This window comes from Acinetobacter baretiae, assembly GCF_015627105.1.
Taxonomy (GTDB): Bacteria; Pseudomonadota; Gammaproteobacteria; order Pseudomonadales; family Moraxellaceae; genus Acinetobacter; species Acinetobacter baretiae.
This window is the reverse complement of sequence record NZ_VTDM01000009.1, coordinates 1-19,603: the sequence shown is the minus strand read 5'-3', so window position 1 is coordinate 19,603 and position 19,603 is coordinate 1. Positions and strand designations below refer to the sequence as shown.

Annotated in this window: 18 protein-coding genes, 2 tRNA genes and 1 pseudogene; 10 read left to right on the top strand and 11 right to left on the bottom strand. The window is 36.9% G+C overall.

What is annotated here, in order from left to right; translation table 11 throughout:
• Positions 1-27 precede the first annotated feature (27 nt).
• The 3 genes from ompR (at position 28) to I2F17_RS04155 (ending at position 3,813) form a co-directional block, all read left to right on the top strand.
• Entirely contained in the window at positions 28-792 is a 765-nt protein-coding gene (gene ompR / locus I2F17_RS04165) for an osmolarity response regulator transcription factor OmpR (RefSeq protein WP_196422146.1), read from the top strand.
• A gap of 8 nt (positions 793-800) precedes the next feature.
• Positions 801-2,195, top strand: a complete 1,395-nt coding sequence (locus I2F17_RS04160) for an ATP-binding protein (protein WP_211139158.1) — start codon at positions 801-803, stop codon at positions 2,193-2,195.
• A 127-nt stretch (positions 2,196-2,322) separates the two neighbouring features.
• Positions 2,323-3,813: an acetyl-CoA hydrolase/transferase family protein gene (locus tag I2F17_RS04155; protein WP_211139157.1), complete on the top strand. Its 1,491-nt coding sequence runs from the start codon at positions 2,323-2,325 to the stop codon at positions 3,811-3,813.
• Positions 3,814-4,047: 234 nt separating this feature from the next.
• On the opposite strand, the gene I2F17_RS04150 is transcribed toward I2F17_RS04155, so the two are convergent.
• The 3 genes from I2F17_RS04150 to I2F17_RS04140 form a co-directional block, all read right to left on the bottom strand.
• Positions 4,048-5,397 carry an Nramp family divalent metal transporter gene (locus I2F17_RS04150; RefSeq protein ID WP_211139156.1) on the bottom strand — a complete coding sequence of 450 codons (1,350 nt, stop codon included), beginning with the start codon at positions 5,395-5,397 and terminating at the stop codon, positions 4,048-4,050.
• A 232-nt stretch (positions 5,398-5,629) separates the two neighbouring features.
• A tRNA-Phe gene (locus I2F17_RS04145) sits at positions 5,630-5,705 on the bottom strand.
• A gap of 125 nt (positions 5,706-5,830) precedes the next feature.
• A tRNA-Phe gene (locus tag I2F17_RS04140) sits at positions 5,831-5,906 on the bottom strand.
• 277 nt (positions 5,907-6,183) lie between these two features.
• On the opposite strand from I2F17_RS04140, the gene hisB reads away from it, so the two are divergent.
• The 5 genes from hisB (at position 6,184) to I2F17_RS04115 (ending at position 9,707) form a co-directional block, all read left to right on the top strand.
• Positions 6,184-6,777, top strand: coding sequence for an imidazoleglycerol-phosphate dehydratase HisB (gene hisB, locus I2F17_RS04135; protein WP_196422142.1), 594 nt, complete (start codon positions 6,184-6,186; stop codon positions 6,775-6,777).
• Positions 6,777-7,394, top strand: a complete 618-nt coding sequence (gene hisH, locus I2F17_RS04130; protein ID WP_196422141.1) for an imidazole glycerol phosphate synthase subunit HisH — start codon at positions 6,777-6,779, stop codon at positions 7,392-7,394. Before hisB ends, hisH begins: the two co-directional genes overlap by 1 nt.
• A 366-nt stretch (positions 7,395-7,760) precedes the next feature.
• Positions 7,761-8,366, top strand: a complete 606-nt coding sequence (locus I2F17_RS04125) for a DUF805 domain-containing protein (protein ID WP_211139155.1) — start codon at positions 7,761-7,763, stop codon at positions 8,364-8,366.
• Positions 8,367-8,479: 113 nt separating this feature from the next.
• Complete coding sequence (gene hisA / locus I2F17_RS04120) at positions 8,480-9,202, top strand: 1-(5-phosphoribosyl)-5-[(5-phosphoribosylamino)methylideneamino]imidazole-4-carboxamide isomerase (protein ID WP_196422139.1); 723 nt, start codon at positions 8,480-8,482, stop codon at positions 9,200-9,202.
• Positions 9,203-9,290: 88 nt separating this feature from the next.
• Complete coding sequence (locus I2F17_RS04115; protein ID WP_196422138.1) at positions 9,291-9,707, top strand: TM2 domain-containing protein; 417 nt, start codon at positions 9,291-9,293, stop codon at positions 9,705-9,707.
• Between the two features lie 40 nt (positions 9,708-9,747).
• Here the strand turns inward: I2F17_RS04115 and I2F17_RS04110 are convergent, their stop codons facing one another.
• Positions 9,748-10,329 carry a DUF805 domain-containing protein gene (locus I2F17_RS04110; RefSeq protein ID WP_211139154.1) on the bottom strand — a complete coding sequence of 194 codons (582 nt, stop codon included), beginning with the start codon at positions 10,327-10,329 and terminating at the stop codon, positions 9,748-9,750.
• A gap of 179 nt (positions 10,330-10,508) precedes the next feature.
• On the opposite strand from I2F17_RS04110, the gene I2F17_RS04105 reads away from it, so the two are divergent.
• Complete coding sequence (locus I2F17_RS04105) at positions 10,509-11,429, top strand: LysR family transcriptional regulator (RefSeq protein ID WP_211139153.1); 921 nt, start codon at positions 10,509-10,511, stop codon at positions 11,427-11,429.
• Between the two features lie 26 nt (positions 11,430-11,455).
• Here I2F17_RS04105 and I2F17_RS04100 read toward each other — a convergent pair whose 3' ends face one another.
• The 6 genes from I2F17_RS04100 to I2F17_RS04075 form a co-directional block, all read right to left on the bottom strand.
• Positions 11,456-12,493: a carbon-nitrogen hydrolase family protein gene (locus I2F17_RS04100; RefSeq protein WP_211139152.1), complete on the bottom strand. Its 1,038-nt coding sequence runs from the start codon at positions 12,491-12,493 to the stop codon at positions 11,456-11,458.
• Between the two features lie 65 nt (positions 12,494-12,558).
• The gene (locus I2F17_RS04095) at positions 12,559-14,445 is read right to left on the bottom strand and encodes a solute symporter family protein (RefSeq protein ID WP_211139151.1); all 1,887 of its coding nucleotides are present in this window, start codon (positions 14,443-14,445) and stop codon (positions 12,559-12,561) included.
• Between the two features lie 32 nt (positions 14,446-14,477).
• Positions 14,478-14,789: a DUF485 domain-containing protein gene (locus I2F17_RS04090; RefSeq protein ID WP_211139150.1), complete on the bottom strand. Its 312-nt coding sequence runs from the start codon at positions 14,787-14,789 to the stop codon at positions 14,478-14,480.
• A gap of 290 nt (positions 14,790-15,079) precedes the next feature.
• Positions 15,080-15,889 (bottom strand): sulfite exporter TauE/SafE family protein, encoded by an 810-nt coding sequence (locus I2F17_RS04085; protein WP_211139242.1) that lies wholly within the window; start codon positions 15,887-15,889, stop codon positions 15,080-15,082.
• Positions 15,890-16,030: 141 nt separating this feature from the next.
• A complete protein-coding gene (locus I2F17_RS04080) occupies positions 16,031-17,443 on the bottom strand; it encodes an NAD(P)/FAD-dependent oxidoreductase (RefSeq protein ID WP_235985913.1) in 1,413 nt (470 codons plus the stop codon).
• Between the two features lie 16 nt (positions 17,444-17,459).
• Positions 17,460-18,779, bottom strand: coding sequence for an APC family permease (locus tag I2F17_RS04075; protein WP_211139148.1), 1,320 nt, complete (start codon positions 18,777-18,779; stop codon positions 17,460-17,462).
• An 86-nt stretch (positions 18,780-18,865) separates the two neighbouring features.
• Between I2F17_RS04075 and I2F17_RS04070 the strand changes: the two genes are divergently transcribed.
• Positions 18,866-19,225, top strand: a complete 360-nt coding sequence (locus I2F17_RS04070; protein ID WP_211139147.1) for a COG3415 family protein — start codon at positions 18,866-18,868, stop codon at positions 19,223-19,225.
• Between the two features lie 194 nt (positions 19,226-19,419).
• On the opposite strand, the pseudogene I2F17_RS04065 reads toward I2F17_RS04070, so the two are convergent.
• Positions 19,420-19,603: pseudogene (locus I2F17_RS04065) on the bottom strand (IS982 family transposase); the annotation flags it as partial.

Genomic DNA, 19,603 nt, shown 5'->3' with positions numbered 1-19,603 from the left:
AATAAACATATAAAAAGGGAGCACTGTATGAGTTTAGTGGTACCTGCTGAACCAACTGATCACAACACGCATGAAACAGACCGTGTTGAACGTATTTTAGTCGTTGATGATGACGTACGACTACGCACACTACTGCAACGCTTTTTAGAAGATAAAGGCTTTGTGGTAAAAACCGCACACGACGCAACACAAATGGATCGTCTATTACAACGTGAACTATTTTCGCTCATCGTACTCGATTTTATGTTACCTGTAGAAGATGGTTTGAGTATTTGCCGTCGTTTACGTCAGTCAAATTTAGACACACCTATTATTATGCTAACCGCACGTGGCAGCGATGCAGATCGTATTGCAGGCTTAGATGCAGGAGCAGACGACTACTTACCAAAACCATTTAACCCAAATGAGTTACTTGCACGTATTCGTGCCATTTTACGCCGTCAAGTACGAGAAGTACCTGGTGCACCAAGTCAGCAAATGGAAGTCATTGGTTTTGGTTCATGGTCACTTGACCTATCTACTCGAACACTCACTCGAGAAGGCCAAGTCGTGACACTCACAACAGGTGAATTTGCGGTATTAAAAGCCCTAGTACAACACCCTCGTGAGCCACTCACGCGTGACAAACTCATGAATCTTGCACGTGGTCGCGAATGGGGTGCCATGGAACGCTCTATTGATGTACAGGTTTCTCGTTTACGTCGCTTAATTGAAGATAATCCTGCACGTGCTCGCTACATTCAAACCGTGTGGGGCATTGGTTATGTGTTTGTACCCGATGGTTCTGAATAACACATGACATGAACACCACTTCAAACACAAGCTCATTAGACCACCCAAAACAACAGGAGCGCACACCTTTAGAGCGCTTCTTAGACCGACTCAAACCAAAATCTGCTGCGGTTCGAACCACAGTTTTAGTCACTGTGGTGGTCTGTTTTAGCCTCTTTACCTCTATTTTATTTTTTTGGCGAACCTTGTATTTGCCCGAAATTCAGCAACATGCACGCTACCTTGCCATTCAGCTTGATATTATTCATAACCCCAATTTCCATATTGTGTATAAAGATCAAAATATTGATACAGATGAATGGTTAAAACACCGCCTAGGCGTTGAATATATTACCGATCCAAAACAATATCCCGATGTACAAAAAAAACTCATTGCAGATATTTTTACTAGTCGTATTGAAAAAAGACTCGCACAAGAAATGCAAGTCAAACGTGACGGTGTTACGGTATATTTCAAATTCAAACCTTCGCCAACCATTTGGGTTCAAACACCAGATATGCAAGGTAATTGGCTCAAAGAGCCTTTAGTCAGTTACGCAGACTACAGTATAGAATTAATTATTGCTTGGCTTGTCGGCATTCCGTTAGTGTCAGCCATCATTATTTTAACGCTCGTCAGACAATTAAATCGCCCACTTAAACGCTTGCAAAATGCAGCCCGATCTTACAGTCAAACTGGCCGTGCACCTTACTTAGAAATCAATCATGGACCATTAGAGATTCGCCAAGTTAATCAAGCATTTAACCACATGGTACACACTTTAGAACAAACTGAAAAAGATCGAAAAATCATGCTTGCAGGTATTTCTCACGATTTAAGAACCCCTCTAACACGTATTCGATTAACAGCAGAAATGCTACCTGATGAGTTTTTACGAGAAGGTTTAGTTTACGATGTTGATGATATGGATGCGATTTTAAGCCAATTTATTTCGTATATGCGCGATGGTTCCGATGAAGAACCCTCTCAAGCAAATATTAATACACTCTTACAAGAACTGATTGTACAATTTCAACCCTTAAATATTCGCTTTGAACCGCATCCTATTCCCGATATTATGGTCAGAAGCCTTTCACTCAAACGCTTGATTGGTAACTTAATCAACAATGCAAAACGCTATGGTGCAGAACCAATAGATATTAAAGCGATAGTGAAGGCAGATCAGTTAGAAATTTGTGTTGCAGATCATGGACAAGGGGTACCTAATGCACAAATACTTGAGTTACTACAACCATTTGTACGTGGTGATGCAGCACGAACCATACAAGGCAGCGGGTTAGGACTGGCAATCGTAAAAAGAATTGTAGACTTACACCAAGGTACCATTCAATTAAAAAATAAAGAGCGTGGTGGCTTTGAAGTCACAATTACACTACCGATGATTCAACCTAACCCACGTTAACACACAACAATTCATCATTAGACCTTAGGATAAAGCATCTAGGTGACAACCATTGCCTCACGTAGGATAGCTTTAACCTAACTAAAGCACCGCATTTATTTGTAGACGCACACTGAGACCATTGATCATGCCACAGCACCATATTCGACTCGCACAACTTCAAGATAAAATTATTTCAGCTGAACAAGCAGCCATGTGCATTAAAGATCAAATGGTGGTTGGCATGAGTGGATTCACTCGTGCAGGTGAAGCTAAAGCCATTCCTTTGGCTTTAGCTGCTCGTGCTAAACAAGAGGCTTTAAAAATTACATTAGTGACAGGAGCAAGCTTAGGCAATGATCTCGACAAAAAATTAACTGAAAGCGGTGTACTTGCACGGCGTATGCCCTTTCAAGTAGATAACACATTACGAAAAGCCATTAATATGGGTGAAGTGATGTTTATTGATCAACACTTGTCAGAAACTGTCGAGCAAATGCGAAATCTCACGCTAAAAAAGCCCGATCTTGCCATTATTGAAGCTGTAGCAATTACCGAAGATGGTTTTATTATTCCCACCACATCTGTAGGTAACTCTGCCAGCTTTATTGAGTTTGCAGATAAAATATTAATTGAAATCAACACCAGTGTTAGTACTGCACTTGAAGGTTTGCATGATATCTACACCCCCACCAACAGACCTCATCGCTCACCGATTCCACTCACTCAAGTGAAAGATCGTATAGGTACACGGGGCATTGCCTTTGATGCAGATAAAGTGATTGGTATTGTGTTTAATGACACACCTGACTCAGCCTCAAATATTACTGAGCCCGATTTAGAAACACAGTCTATTGCTGATCATCTCATTCATTTTTTTGAACATGAAGTGAAGCAAGGACGACTGCCTGCCCACTTAGGCCCAATCCAAGCAGGCATTGGTTCAATTGCAAATGCTGTGCTTTCAGGCTTTAAAACATCACCATTTAATGATCTTGTCATGTATTCCGAAGTACTCCAAGACTCTGCTTTTGAACTGATCGATGCAGGGAAAATGTCATTTGCATCGGCCTCTTCTGTAACCTTGTCTAAAGCATGTGGACAACGCGTGTTTGAAAATATTGATCACTACAAAGATAAATTTATATTACGCCCTCAAGAAATTTCCAATCATCCTGAAGTTATTCGTAGACTCGGAATTATCAGTATTAATACGGCACTTGAATTTGATATTTATGGCAATGTGAACTCAACACATGTGAGTGGCAGTAAAATGATGAATGGGATTGGAGGATCAGGAGATTTCGCACGAAATGCGCATTTAGCCATCTTTGTAACCAAATCTATTGCAAAACAGGGGCTTATTTCATCGGTAGTGCCAATGGTTAGCCATGTAGATCACACCGAGCATGACACTGATATTTTGGTTACTGAACAAGGGTTAGCAGATTTACGAGGACTCGCGCCAAGAGAACGTGCCTTAGAAATTATCGAGAACTGCGTTCACCCAGACTACAAAGACCTCATTTTAGACTATTTTCATCGAGCATCTGCCAAAGGTGGGCATACACCACACCTCTTAAAAGAAGCCATTGAATGGCATACCAATTTTGAAACCTATGGCACCATGAAACCATAAACACGCATCTATGCGGTAAGGTTTACACCTTATCGCATACATCAGACTTTATTACAGATCATTCCCATTGATTGGGCTAAACCACTGTTTCAATCATCATACTTGCAACAAAACACAAACGTCTTTTACTCGATTGCACAATGATTCTAAATACATACTAAATGCATCTAGTTACTTGTTTTTACATATATTGTTTAACCACTTCAATTCATTTTCTCATCTTATTTTTCAGAATTAACTCAAAAACTTACTGGCTGTTTCTATAATTAATTGCAGATTCAATGCAATCAACAACACCGTAGCGATAACACCAATAGTGATCGTTAATTTTGAATTTACAAACTCACCCATCCATTTTTTATTTGATGTGATCCAAATTAATGGAATCATAGATACAGGCAAAGCTAAGCTTAAAAAGACTTGTGAATAAATCAATAAACCTTCGACAACATCTTCACGATCACCCCAAAAGTAAATTGCAGTCAAAATAGGTAGCGTGGCTAAACCACGTGTAATAAAACGACGTAGCCATGCAGGCACTTTTAACGTTACAAAACCTTCCATCACAATTTGACCAGTTAAAGTCCCCGTAATGGTTGAGTTTTGTCCTGAAGCCAATAATGCAACGGCAAATAAGGTGGCCAACAAACCACTTGCGATATGCCCCACTATATTTGGATTTTCTAAAGCATGATACAGTTGTGAAAAGCGGCCAAATTGCTCTGGGTCATGGCCAAAAAATAATGCCGCACCCAAAACCAAGAGCAAACAATTAATAATAAAAGAAAAACTAAGCTGTAAATTTGAGTCAAAAATAGAAAACTTAATGGCATCTTTCATGCCCTTGACTGAACGTTCATACTTTCTAGATTGAACCAGCGATGAGTGTAAATATAAATTGTGTGGCATGACCGTTGCACCCACGATACCCAAGGCAATTAATAATGCTGAATCTTGCCCTGAAAGATGGGCGGTAAAAATTTCTTTTTGGGGAATAAACCCACGTACCACATCACCCAAATGTGGAGAAGCCAACATAACTTCATATGCAAAGATGACAAATACCGTTAAAATTAATGTAAAAACAAAAGCTTCTATTTTTCTAATGCCTAAAGACAAAAAGAATAACAGTAAAAACACATCCAATAAGGTAATCAACACCCCTAGCATCAGTGGTAAACCAAACAACAAATTTAAGGCAATCGCTGTGCCAATCACTTCTGCAATGTCTGTGGCCATAATGGCAAGTTCTGCCACAATCCATAACACAACAGACCATTTTTTTCCTGCAATAACCTTGGTGGCTTGTGCAAGATCCATACCTGTAACAATACCCAATTTACTGCACATGGCTTGTAATAACATCGCAATTAAACTAGATAATAAAATCACACTCAGCAACAAGTAGCCATACAATGCCCCACCCTGAATAGACGTAATCCAATTTCCTGGGTCCATATATCCAACAGCAACCAATGCACCAGGACCAGAAAAAGCAAACAATTTACGTAAAAAAGATGCATTTTTAGGAATAGGTACCGTGTTATTGACTTCTTGTAGGCTAATATTGCTTTTATATTTCATAGATAAACCGAATGCCTTTTAGGTAGGATTTAGTATATGAAAATGATTATCATTTAATCAAGTGGGAATCTAAAATTAATGATGTCTTCATTTTAAATATCAATTGTTTATATCGTGAAATACGATTGAGCAAATATTTTTCAGCCCATCATCGATGAATAGATTATATACATTTTATTCTTTAATACGCATTAAAAAACCCCTATTAACACGTAATAGGGGTTTTTGAATATGGTGGCGAGACCCAGGATCGAACTGGGGACACACGGATTTTCAATCCGTTGCTCTACCGACTGAGCTATCACGCCAATGGGTATATTAAGCCTGAATTATGCCATTGAGTCAATAAAAAACTTTAATCTTTCAAATGATTGAGCAATGTTTAGGCAAAAAAAATCTCTGATGAGATCAGAGATATAAAAACACAAATTTATGGTGGCGAGACCCAGGATCGAACTGGGGACACACGGATTTTCAATCCGTTGCTCTACCGACTGAGCTATCACGCCAATGTGGAGCGTATTAAACACGTTTCAAATTATTTCGTCAAGCATTAAATCTCAAAAATATAATTTTTTTCTTATAAAAGTACTTCTATTCAGACTAAATGCTTTATTTTATAACATACAACCAAGATTCAAATGGTCTAATTCATTCAATATACTTTGTAAATATAGGCAACATGATATAATCGTTTGGGCATTGATTAAGCCTGCCTAGCCATCTAGTATAGCAAGATGAAACAGCCATTTTTATTTAGAATTAGCCATTTTGAGGAATGTGTTTATGACACAACGTATCAGTGAAGTAGTGAGAAACACCAACGAAACTAAAATTAAAGTGCGTGTCAATCTCGATGGTACAGGTCAAGGCACACTCAATACCGGTGTTCCATTTTTAGATCATATGATCGATCAAATTAAACGCCATGGTCTGTTCGATATCGATATTCATTGTGATGGCGACTTAGACATTGATGATCATCACACGGTTGAAGACTGTGGGATTACCCTAGGTCAAGCTTTTGCCCAAGCACTAGGTGACAAAAAAGGTATTCGCCGTTACGGTCATTTTTATGCACCGCTTGATGAATCACTTTCTCGCGTTGTTGTAGATATTTCTGGCCGTCCTGGACTGTTTATGGACATTCCTTTTACTCGTGCACGTATCGGCACATTTGACGTTGACTTGTTTTCAGAATTCTTTCAAGGGTTTGTAAATCATGCTTTGATGACATTACATATCGACAATCTTAAAGGTAAAAACAGTCATCATCAAATTGAAAGTACCTTTAAAGCTTTCGCACGTGCACTACGTATGGCATGTGAACAAGACCCTCGTGCAGCGGGTACTATTGCATCAACTAAAGGAAGTTTATAATGACTCGTATTGCGCTACTTGACTATGGCATGGGCAACTTGCATTCGGCTGCAAAAGCACTTGAATATGTGGGTGCACGTGTTGATGTCACAAATGATCCAAAAATAGTTGCACGTGCAGATAAAATAGTCTTTCCGGGTGTCGGAGCAATGCGTGATTGCATTCAAGGGATGCAAGATGCCGGTATTGATGATGTAATCAAACACGCTGCGTTAAACAAACCTGTTTTAGCGATTTGTGTAGGTATGCAAGCCTTAATGAATCGATCAGAAGAAAATGGCGGCAGTACAGCTTTGGGTATTTTTGAAGGTACAGTCAAACAATTTCCTGAACAACCTAACCTTAAAGTACCACATATGGGTTGGAATCAAGTGCAGCAAGTTGATCCTACACACCCTATGTGGAATAACATTGCACAAGATACTCGTTTTTACTTTGTGCATAGCTTTTATGTTGAACCTGTCGATCAAGCACTTGTTGCTGCCCGTTGTCAGTATGGTGTGGACTTTTGCGCTGCAATTCATAAAGAAAATTTGTTTGCAACACAATTTCATCCTGAAAAAAGCCATACCGCAGGTTTGCAATTATTGAAAAATTTTGTTGAGTGGAATATATAACAAATATATGCTTATAGAGATAAATTTGCCCTGCTGCAAATTTATCTCTTCTCATCGACATATACCCATCATCATGACCTACTCAACCATCATTTCATTACGATGAATGTCTTATTTTTTGCACACTCAGCCACTCCATCAAAGATGCTTTGCGATCAATTGTCGTTTTAAGTATCATTTTTTGTATGATCATTTATACAACATCTTGGTTTATTCTCTTCTTTTACGTAAGCTATTAAGAAGTATTCCGCATTTTATTTTGACTAAAAATTATTGAACCAAGCACCATCTGACCTATAATAGATAAGCAATTATCATAGATCATTTTTTTATTGAATTAAATCACATTCAAAATAGAGAACAATAATGACTCAAAGAATTGAACAGCAAAATACCCCCAATCCGTCTATCTTCAGTGCCGATGGTAGATTGGGGCGTCTGTCTTATGCAGCATGGCTATTTTTGGTGGTTTTTTTACCCGTCATGATAGGAGTCGCCATTTATGTCGTTTACCTTTTAAGCTTTGGAGTTGACCCTGCACACACTCAATTTGATACGAGTAATACTTTTGCTGTAGTGAGTATAGTCGTGATTGGATTAATCACTTTAGCAATCATGTACATGAATGTCATATTGTCAATTAAGCGTTTGCATGACTTAGACAAAGTGGGTTGGATTTTTTTATTAAATTTTGTACCTGTAGTTGGATTCTTTTTTACATTTTATTTAATGTATGCCAAAGGAACAAATGATCAAAATACCTATGGATCAGTACGTAAAACGCAAACATGGGAAAAAATTCTTGGTTGGCCCATGCTATTGCTACCTTTATGGAGTCTTTTAATCACGATTTGGTTATTTGTTCACGCTTACTCTATGCCAGTATCGGAAGTAAAAATTTCTGAACATCACACATATATCGAACAAAAACCTGCATCTACCCCTAATGCAAGTGCGATCAGTTCCTCTTAAACAATGTGTTGTAGTGTAAATTATACGATCACTCACAATTTACTTTAGAGATATTTCAATAATTTGTTACTATCATGCTTCATTTTATGATGCGATGTTAAAGGTGTTTAATTATGCTGATCATTCCAGCAATTGACTTAAAAGATGGAAAATGCGTTCGACTCAAACAAGGTCGTATGGAAGATGATACTGTATTTTCAGATGACCCCGTGGCAACAGCAACACATTGGGTTAATGAAGGTGCTCGCCGTTTACATTTAGTCGACTTAAATGGTGCATTTGCTGGAACACCAATTCATAAAAATGTGGTTGAAGCGATTGCAAAAGCTCATCCAACATTGCCAATACAAATTGGTGGTGGCATACGTTCACTCGAAACCATTGAGCATTATCTCGATGCAGGTGTATCTTATGTAATTATTGGTACAAAAGCAGCCAAAGAACCTGAGTTCGTTGAAGAGGCTTGCCGTGCTTTTGCAGGTAAAATTATTGTAGGTATTGATGCCAAAGAGGGCTTCGTTGCTACCGATGGTTGGGCCAATGTACTCGATTTAAAAGCCACTGATTTAGCAAAACGTTTTGCAGATGCAGGGGTTTCAAGCATTGTTTATACAGACATTGCACGTGATGGTATGATGCAAGGCGTAAATGTTGAACAAACTGTTGCTTTAGCACAATACTGTGGTTTACCTATTATTGCATCAGGTGGTGTCACTAACATAGATGATGTCAAACACTTAAAAGGCCAAACAGGTATTTTGGGTGCAATAACAGGCCGTGCTATTTACGAAGGAACTTTACAACTTGCTGAAGCTCAAGCATTGCTTGATGCTTAACGTAAGACAACACTCAATAAAAAAAGAGCACTTCATGCTCTTTTTTTATTGAGTTACAGCCACTTCACCCTCATCTCAAGAGCAAAAAATGAAAGGTACAATCTTAGATTTTTCGTTACAACGCAACCAAGGTATTATTGCAGCAGAAGATGGCAATCGTTATGAGTTTACCTCACATGCTTGGAAAGATCGTTCAGTGCCACACAAAGGCATGAGTGTTGACTTTGCTGCACACCGTAATCAAGCCCAAGATATTTATGCCACTGCCAATGAGAAAATATTTGTTTATCAAAAATTTGGCCATAAAAATCGCTTTATTGCTGCTTTATTGGCCTTTTTTTTAGGAGGATTTGGTGTACATAAATTTTATTTAGGTCAAACTGGCTGGGGTATTGTTTATTTAATCTTTTGTTGGACATTTATTCCTTATTTGATCTCTTTTATTGAATTTATTATTTATCTATGTACATCTGATGAAAAATTTGCTGCCAAATATGGGGAATAGCTCCCCATTACAGATTATTTCATGTAATGGGAAGATTTATTTATTTTGCAGGAACACCCCATTTGTTATTTTCTGGTTTTGTTTCAGATGCTAAGAAAATGATTAACGGAATAATACCAATAAGGGTTAATATAAGCAGTTGCCACCACCCCGAACGCCCTGTGTCATGTAGTCGACGCGCACCTGCAGAAAGTAGAGGAATTAAAGTCATGATATTCCACAATATATTAAACAAACCATTTGAATCCACCTTTGCATCTATTGTTTGAGTACATATACTCACAATCATAATGGTCAAGTAAAATAACCAAAACTCTTTACGGCATGCTCGACCTCTAAAATTCGTATAATTTTGAAAACATTTTTTAGTCCAATCAATCAGATTGTAATTTTCTTCTACTGCATGATGTTTAGACAAAAAAGAGGGTTCATCGCGCTGAACCAAGTACACGTCAATCGCTTGCCCTATCGTTGATTCAATAGAAAAATCAACATGCATCCCTTTTTCAGGCATTGTTTTTTCACGCCACTGTTTCCCCTGAAATTCGTAGCAATGACCATCTTCTGCTGCAATTTCCCCTGTCCCCGACTGTATTGAAAAGTCTAAAATAGTGCCTTTCATTTTTACCTCAATATCTTTATAAATTTCACTTTACGCTACAATTGGCGTAAAGGTTCACAATATATCTTATTTTAATGACATAATACGGTAAAATAAACATGATCTATTTAAAGTGTTTGACAACATTTGATTCATACTGACACTATGCTTAGGCTCCTACATTTTTATTGAGGGCTCCTATGGATCTCAATCGTTTAAATTGGAATGACCTTCGGGTTTTCCTGACCGTAGCACGTAGTAAAACACTGTCCTCAGCAGCAAAACAATTATCTATTGATGATTCAACCGTCAGTCGACGAATTACTCACTTAGAGTATCAATTAAATAGCGCATTGCTTGAAAGAGATCACCAAGGTATTCATTTAACACCACAAGGTGAAAATCTACTTCAACATGTTGAAGACATGGAACGTGCAGCTCTTTCTTTGCTTGAAAGCGTAAATCATACTGTTTCTGAACCACATGGTAGAGTACGTGTTGCATCTATGGAAGGAATTGCAACCTTATATCTTGCAGGGCAATTTGCAAAACTAAGAGCACGTCATCCTTCGTTACTAATTGAGTTGGTAACTTCTTCAACAATGATTCATGTGAATAGGCGTGAAGCAGATATTTTTTTAAGTTTTTTCCCACTTGAAGCAAGAGGTCTTGATGCCTTACCGATTGGTGAATTTTCACTGTATTTATATGCTTCTCCAGCTTATTTAGCAGAAAAAGGACAGCCGAAATCTATTCAAGATTTAAATACACATCGTTTTGTTTCATACATTAATGATTTAATACAATTAGATACTGTACGTTGGTTAGATGAAGCCACTACACAACCCCACATTGTCTTTTGCTCGACAAGTATGTTATCTCAAATGTACGCTGCCGCTGCGGGTATGGGAATTGTTATGCTACCTAATTTTGCACAAGCAGAAAACTTAGGGCTCATCAAAATATTAGACAATCAAGTGAAAACATCTAGAACTTTGTGGATGTCTGTACACCAAGATTTAAGATACACTCGTAGAATTAAAACAACGATGTCTTTTTTATATGAAATATTTCAGCAGGACTACCCTTGCCCACCAAGCATTATCATGAAAGAAATATAATACTTGATGAGTGAATCCGTTTTTGATCATTCATCACTAATAAGTTTTTGATCAAACTCAGTACAGCCTATTTTCGCCTGAGATATATCATCTACAAACCGTGCAGGAACATCACGTTTACGTGTGATTGCCAAATCAAATACATCGTACCGATTATAATAACCGACAATATCATGATATTGTTTAGGTTCTATACACGCATTTAAATCAAACGTTGCATAAGCAATCCCTTCTTCGTTTTGTAATGTATCACCAATCACTTCACCTGTTGGTGTAATAAACTGTGTAGCTGCTCTAGGGGTATTTAAAATGACCTCTAACGCATCTTGATCTGCATCTTTTGATAAACAATCAATCATTGTTTGATCCATAAATCCTGCACTAATAATGCCAAATACTTTTGCTTCAAAACAATGACTACTTGCACGAATACGATTGGCTTCTAAATTGTTAAAGTTATGTACTCCGGGTTTTCGGGTCGGCCAAATTGCAGGCCATGCTGAAATATGAATTTGCTCCCCTTGAGCAGCTAAAGCATATTTAGCTAACGGATTGGTATTTTCACCGCAAATAAGCGCACCAATTTTTCCGATTCTTGTATCTACAACCTGTAATCCTTTTCCATCACCGGCAGCCCATACCATTTTTTCATAAAATGTGGGGACTAATTTACGATGATGATTTAGTATTTCACCATCATCACCAATCATAATATTGCTGTTCCAAATACAACCAACGCTCACCTCTGTAGCCTCACTAAACCCTAAAGAAATAAATATGCCATGACGTTTTGCTGCTGCACGAATGGCACAGATTTCTGGACCATTGATTAATACACTATTTTCTACCATGATTTTAAACCACTCATGATTATAAATCGGTGCCCATAATGCAGCCCAAACTGGAAATCCGGGTATAAATGATTCTGGAAAAACCACCAATTCTGCGCCATTTTTTGCAGCTTCATCAATAATCGCTAAAGCCTTTTGAACCGTTGCCGATTTATTCATATATACAGGTGCTACGTGAGCAGCAGCAACTTTAGTAACAGGTAGTTTGCTCATCTTAAAATACTCTATATTCAATGACACTGAGTAAAGTTCATTCGACCTTACTCACGATCTGATATTTAATGATTGACAGGTTTATGTACACCTAGTCCCGACTCTCTACGCACAGAAAACTCTGTCCACGACTGTTGTGAATAACGACTTGGAAACAACAATGAAAAAATAATGACCAATAAAAAACCCACAGGAATGGAAATAATGCCTGGATTCTTTAAATTCATCAGTGGTTTTTCTAACCCTACAAGGCTTGTTGCTTGATCTGGTGTATGAATGATTTTATCTACTGCAATATCACGTGTTTTTTTCCACTCTATGAGCTCACGATCAGAGGCTTGCAACGTCCCGTCTTTAACTTGATTGAGTTTTGTATCTAAAGTTTTTACTGTGGCTATAGCCGCTTCTTTTTGTAATATTGGATAGGTCATATTTGGTGAAATTAAGACCAAACCAATAGACAGTATCGTTCCACCAATAACACCTGCAAGCACACCAGCGGTACTGCATTTTTTCCAATATAATGTCATGAGTAATGCAGGTAAATTTGCAGAAGCTGCAACGGCATAACCCAATCCAACCAAATGTGCAACATTTTGACCTTTCGCTAAAATTCCAACACCAATGGCAATGAGCACCATAATAATTGTGGCGATTCGAGCAGCATTTTTTTGTTCATGCTCAGTAGCTTGACCATTTTTAATTGCACCAACATATACATCGTGTGCCAAAGATGATGCTGCTGCAAGTGTTAAACCTGCAACCACAGCAACAATCGTTGCAAAAGAAACGGCAGCAACTAAGGCCAGTAAAAAATTACCAGTCATACTGTCAGCACCACCCCCTAAAAATTGAGCAAGCATCGGTGCTGCAAGATTACCGCCTTTGTCAATTTGAGAAATGGCAAATGGGCCTATATTTAAAGCAGCTGAAAAACCAATCACAATAATAAATAAGTGGCACACGCCAATCGCAAGCATGGCCCATAATGCAGATGATCTTGCACCTTGTGCATTAGCAACCGTAAAAAATCGCATTAAAATATGAGGCATGGCTGCTGTACCTAACACCAGCGCAAGACTTAAAGAAAATTGCTCTAAAGGACTTTTTAAATATAATCCTGGTTCTAAAAAACGCTGACCCGCTTCTGTTGCAGATAAAGTAGATGAATTACCTAAAAGAGATAACACATGTTGCTGAATAAACGGGCTATTTGTAACAGATTGAAAAAATCCGTGAATATTAAATCCATAGGGTATCCACGTTAAAATCACCAGTAAAAAACAAAATGAAATCAGAACAATTGCTTTAAACAACTGTATAGCTGTGGTAGCTCGCATTCCACCAAATAATACATAACTCAGCATCAAAACACCGACAACCACCACAGATGTTTCGTATGGAATACCAATTAATGCTTTAATAATGACAGCACCACCTACAATTTGTGGAACCATATAAAACAAAGCCACTAAAATACTTGAAATGGCCACAACAAACTTGGTCGATCTAAAGTGATTTCTTAATGATAAAATATCACCTAGCGTATATTTTCCTAAATTACGACAAGGTTCAGCCACCAAAAGCAAGACAGGAATAAATGAAACAAAAAAACCGACCAAATAAATACTGCCATCGAGTCCATATAATGCAATTAAACCTGAAACACCTAAAAAAGCTGCTGCTGATAAATAATCACCTGCAATTGCAATACCATTGGTGCGTCCTGAAATTGCACCCCCTCCCGTATAGAAATCACCTGTCGTTGTATTTTTTTTTGCGGCCAAATAAATAACCACAAAGGTTAAAATAAATAACAATGCAAAAATAAAAAAAGTGAAATTACGACTACTATCAGACACTAAAGTAGATTGTGCAAAAGTACATTGGCTGATTAAGCTGATGCTCAAAATGCTCAATATACGACGTACGTTGATGTTTAAATAATTCATAATACAACCGTATAAATAAGACATAAAAAATGCTAGCTATGATCAGCATAGGTCGAAATTAATTGATGTGACATTTCATCAATTTTTTTCAATTCAACCACATAGCGCCATGCGACTAATCCACCAACTAGATATTGAGCAATCACTAGCAAGAGCCCAACATTTATCGAACCCATGAGTTGAATACGTAAAAAACTGGGAGATACAACAGAAAAAAAAGGAATAGCGAAAAAAAACAACATGGAAATACAAAATAATTTAATAGTGACTTTACGTCGTTTAATTACCAATTGATTAAACTGAGGATCTGCATAAATACGATCCCATGCATGTGCCTGATTCATAATCACTCCTAGACAATACACCCCAACAAACGTTATGCGAACGAATCAAAAACTTAAAAACAATAATAAATATTGCGGTAAGAGTGAGTCTACTGAAGTAAATTTGTCTGTAAAAGCCAAGTTTTCTCAAAGGATGTTGCAAAAATGCCTGAGCTAGAAAGAAACATTTTTAAAGAAAATGCACTTATTCTGTACAATAAAAAATAGGGCATTTTTCAATGCCCTATGATAAATTCAAATAAAATAAATATATGTTTGGAAAAAATATGGATTCTTAAATCAACAGTAGGTTAAAAAAACCCTCGTCCAGCTTGGACAATAAAGTAAATCCCAATCGTTAGTAATAAAAAACCAAAACTTATTTTAAGTCGCTGTGGTGATAATTGATGTGCAATCTTAGCCCCCAATTTTGCCGATAAAAAACTCATACTACTGATACCTAAAAAAGCATAAATATGCACATATCCCAACGTATGTGGTAAATTTATTGCTTGATTTTGACCAAACCACATAAAACCTAAAGCACCTGCTAAAGCAATCGGAAAACCACACGCAGCAGAAGTGGCAACCGCTTTTTGCATCACAACACCACATCTATTTAAATAAGGTACCGTTAAAGAACCTCCACCAATACCAAAGATGGCAGATGCTATACCAATCAATGCTCCAGCAGTCCATTGATTTTGTTTTGAAGGCAATGTTTTATTCGTATCAACATTTATTTTTCGATGATTAAACATACTGTAAGCAATAAATAATGCAAATAATCCCACCAAAAATTGTAAAATAAACCCCGATAGTATGCCTGCAATACCAGCACCTAAAAAAGATCCTGTACATAATCCAAAACTTAAATTTTTCACCACTGGCCAAAGTACAGCTTGTTTTTTATGATGCGCTAAAATTGAACTGATTGAGGTAATAAGAATAGTTGCCAAAGATGTGCCTAATGCAAGATGCATTACTGTATCTATAGGATATCCTTGTTGTTGAAACACAATATATAAAATAGGAACAATAATTAAACCACCGCCAACCCCAAATAAACCTGCTGTAAAACCAGCAATCCCACCTATTAAAAAATATATGATGATTTCCATACGATCTGTTCTATTTTGCAAAAGTCCTCCAGTACAGCAAAATCAATACCAGATCTCATCACACGCTATATATCGGCATATGTTGCATTCTGCAAGACTCTATATAGCGTGAATATTTTCATCTGTACCACACAATATCGATCAAAAAGAAATCATTTTTCCTGGTTGTAAAGCAATTTGCGCACTGTATAAACATTTTGCTAAAGGAATAGCTAAAGGTGCAAACATCCGACCCAATGGAATATTTTTATGTTCAATTTGAGTTAATCGATCATAATCTTGGTTATAACCAAATACATCATCAGCAATTGCTTTACCAATGCGTACCGTTTGAGCAACACCATGCCCACTCCAACCATGTACAGCATAAACAGGGGCTTTTGCAGTACTTTTTCGACTATCTACCGCACCATTCACCGTTAAATCAGTTTTACCACTCCATACAAAATCAAATGAAGTTGCTTTAAGATCTGGAAAAACATGAGCGATACGCCCAAGTAAATATGCTGATGTTTTTTCTGGATTCCAACACGAACCTGTACCTTGTCCACCAAATAACAAGCGATTTTTTGATACTCCTCGGTAATAATCAATTTGTAATTGGGTATCATAAACAGGATATTTTTTGGGTAGAATTTGCTCTAGATCTACATCTAAAGGCTTCGTTACTCCCACATAGGTGAAAAATGGAATTGTTGTATTAGGGCTATTTTCTAAAAGCTGAAAAGAAGAATGATGTACAGCCATCACTACGGCTTTTTTAGCTTTGATTGTGCCCTCAGTTGTATTTACATATGTACAATCATTCTGTTCATGGATAGATGTCACGGTTGTGTTTTCATACACACTACCATTATTTTTTAAAAACCCATGTACCAAACCACGATTTAATGCCAATGGATGTATTTGCCCGCCTAATCTATCGATTAATCCACCATGATATGTTTCTGATACGACATAATCTAAAAGCTCTTTTTTACTCACTATGTGAGTATTGGTATCTCCTAATAATACACGAGCATTCGCACCTTTAGTTAATGATGAAATATGCCCAGGATGTACAGCTGCAGTAATATGACCATAACTTCGCGCCAAATGAAGCCCATACTTATCAGCAATATCATCAATCAGTTGCATCGACTCAATCGCGGTAAATTGCCATATTTTTTTTGCCTCTTCATGGCTAAAATGATGAATCATATCTTCCGCTTCCCAGCGAGCAAGCCCCGGTGTAAGCTGACCACCATTACGACCAGATGCTGCACTACCAATACGATCTTTATCTACCAATACAACTTCAAGCCCTTGCTCTGCTAAATGTAATGCTGCAGAAGCACCCAATAAACCGGCACCAATCACAACGACATCACACGTTAGATCTTTATTCAGTGCATCAAATGACAACCACGATGCAAGAGAGCTTTCATAGTAGTTAGCAGGAATATCATGATTTGCATAATGCTTTGAACTCCAATTCCAATCTGCACTATTTAATGTATTCTGACTTCGTTTAAATTCAACATCTTCTAAAATTACAGGCTTACTCATCATCATTACTCCAAAACTATCCTTATACGCCACTAATATGTAATGCTTGCTTTTTCAACTTCTTATACACAAAGAAAATTACGCCCACTGCAAACCATAACCCACCAAAAACCATAGCTTCGCGATCTAGGTTAAACCATAAGCAAGCGATCGCTAGAACAGACACTAGGGGTAAAATAAGATTCAGAAACATATTTTTTATGCCATTTTTTTGCTGTTCTTTAATATAAAAACGCATAAAAACTGAAAAATTTACAGCGGTAAAAGCAATCAAAGCACCAAAACTAATTAAGCTCACCACTTGTGCAAGATTTAAAAACATTGCAGCCAAAGACACCACACCCACAAAAATGGTGGAAAATACAGGTGTGCCCCATTTTTTACTCATATGACCAAACGTTTTTTGATTAAAAATACCATCTTTACCCATAATAAAGAGTAGACGCGATGCACTTGCATGGCTGGCTAAACCTGATGCAACAGTATTCATAATTTGCCCCACTAAAAATACCGATTGAAACAAGGCACCACCAACAATCAGTACAATCTCAGGTAATGCTTCATCAGGGTTTTTAAATAATCGATTACTTGGAAAATACAATTGAATAAACCATGACGCAGTAAAAAAAATAAAACCGCCAATCAATGTGGTTAAAATAATTGCTTTAGGAATATTCACTTTAGGATTATGTGTTTCATGCGCTAATGTCGTGACTGCATCAAAGCCTAAAAAAGAAAAGCATAAAATAGATGCACCTGCAATTAAGGGTAAAAGCTCTGTATGCTGATTAAACAAAGGGTTTAATGTCCATACTGTATGATAATCAGGTGATTTTCCAACGCCAATAATCACCAAATAAATAAAAACAAACATCAGAACAATGGGTGCAACTACAAAAATTAAACTTAAATTCGCTAATAATTTGACTCTAAAACAATTAATAAAAGTGACAAAACTTGCAGATAACATGACCCAAAACCAATAAGGTAAATTCGGAAATAAAGCAGATAAATAGATACCACATAAAAGTGCATTAATTAATGGAAGCAGTAAATAATCGAGTAACGTACACCATCCGATAAAGAAACCGACAGATGCTCCACAACTATCCGCTGTGTAGGTATATGCAGATCCTGATTTTTCAGTAACTCGACTAAAACGTGCATAACTAAATGCAGTCAATAACATCGCAACCATGGCAAACAAGTAAGCTAACGGTACATGACCTTGTGTTGTACCTGATACGATCCCAAAGGTATCAAATACAGTCATCGGTGTCATATATGCAATGCCAATAGCAACCACTTGCCACAACGACAATCCTTTAGAGGTTTTTTCCATTACACTTCACTTCAAATTATAAACACTTTTTATTAACTTGCATAAAATATGCCATATAATATAATTTTCTTATTTATGGATTTAATATGGCAAAGTATAGTTTAGAAACCAAAAGAAAAGCGATCGATAAATATAAAAAAACCGATTATAAGGTGGCTGTTTGTAAAGAATTTAATATTTCTAGAGTCACTCTTGATGCTTGGATAAAACTTGAAGAACAAACAGGATCTCTACAATCTCAAAGTCATAAAAAACGTGGAGCACCTTCTCATATCAAGGATTTTGATGCATTTAAAACCTTCATTAATAAACAAAAATTTCAAAATATCAGTGATTTAGTTCCATTATTTGAAAAAAAATTTGGCTATAAAGTTTCTTATGCTGTATTAGTGAAAGCGATTCATCAGCTCGGATTACGTCGTAGAGCAGGTCGATTCTATGGCTAAAAAAATGTAATATTTTTTATTAAAAATGTAAATTAACTAAAATAAAAAGGTAATTTTATAAAATAAAAAACGTAAATTAGTTATGATAAAAAAGTAAATTAATAAATTTAAAAAAGTACATTTATTTAATTAAAAATGTAAGTTTTTTTATATTAATATTTATTTAAAAAAATAATAAGTAACCCGAATCCTGTTTAAGCCGAAGCACCGATGATTCGAATGTTCGGCTTATTCTTATGACAAACCTGATACGCACATAAAGATGCATAAATTCCTGCTAAATAGCCTTGAACACTTCTCGCCTTACTTGTCACTAAGTTGTATTTAGCTTTCAACAAACCAAACAATGTTTCAATCTTATTTCGTTGCTTCAAATAG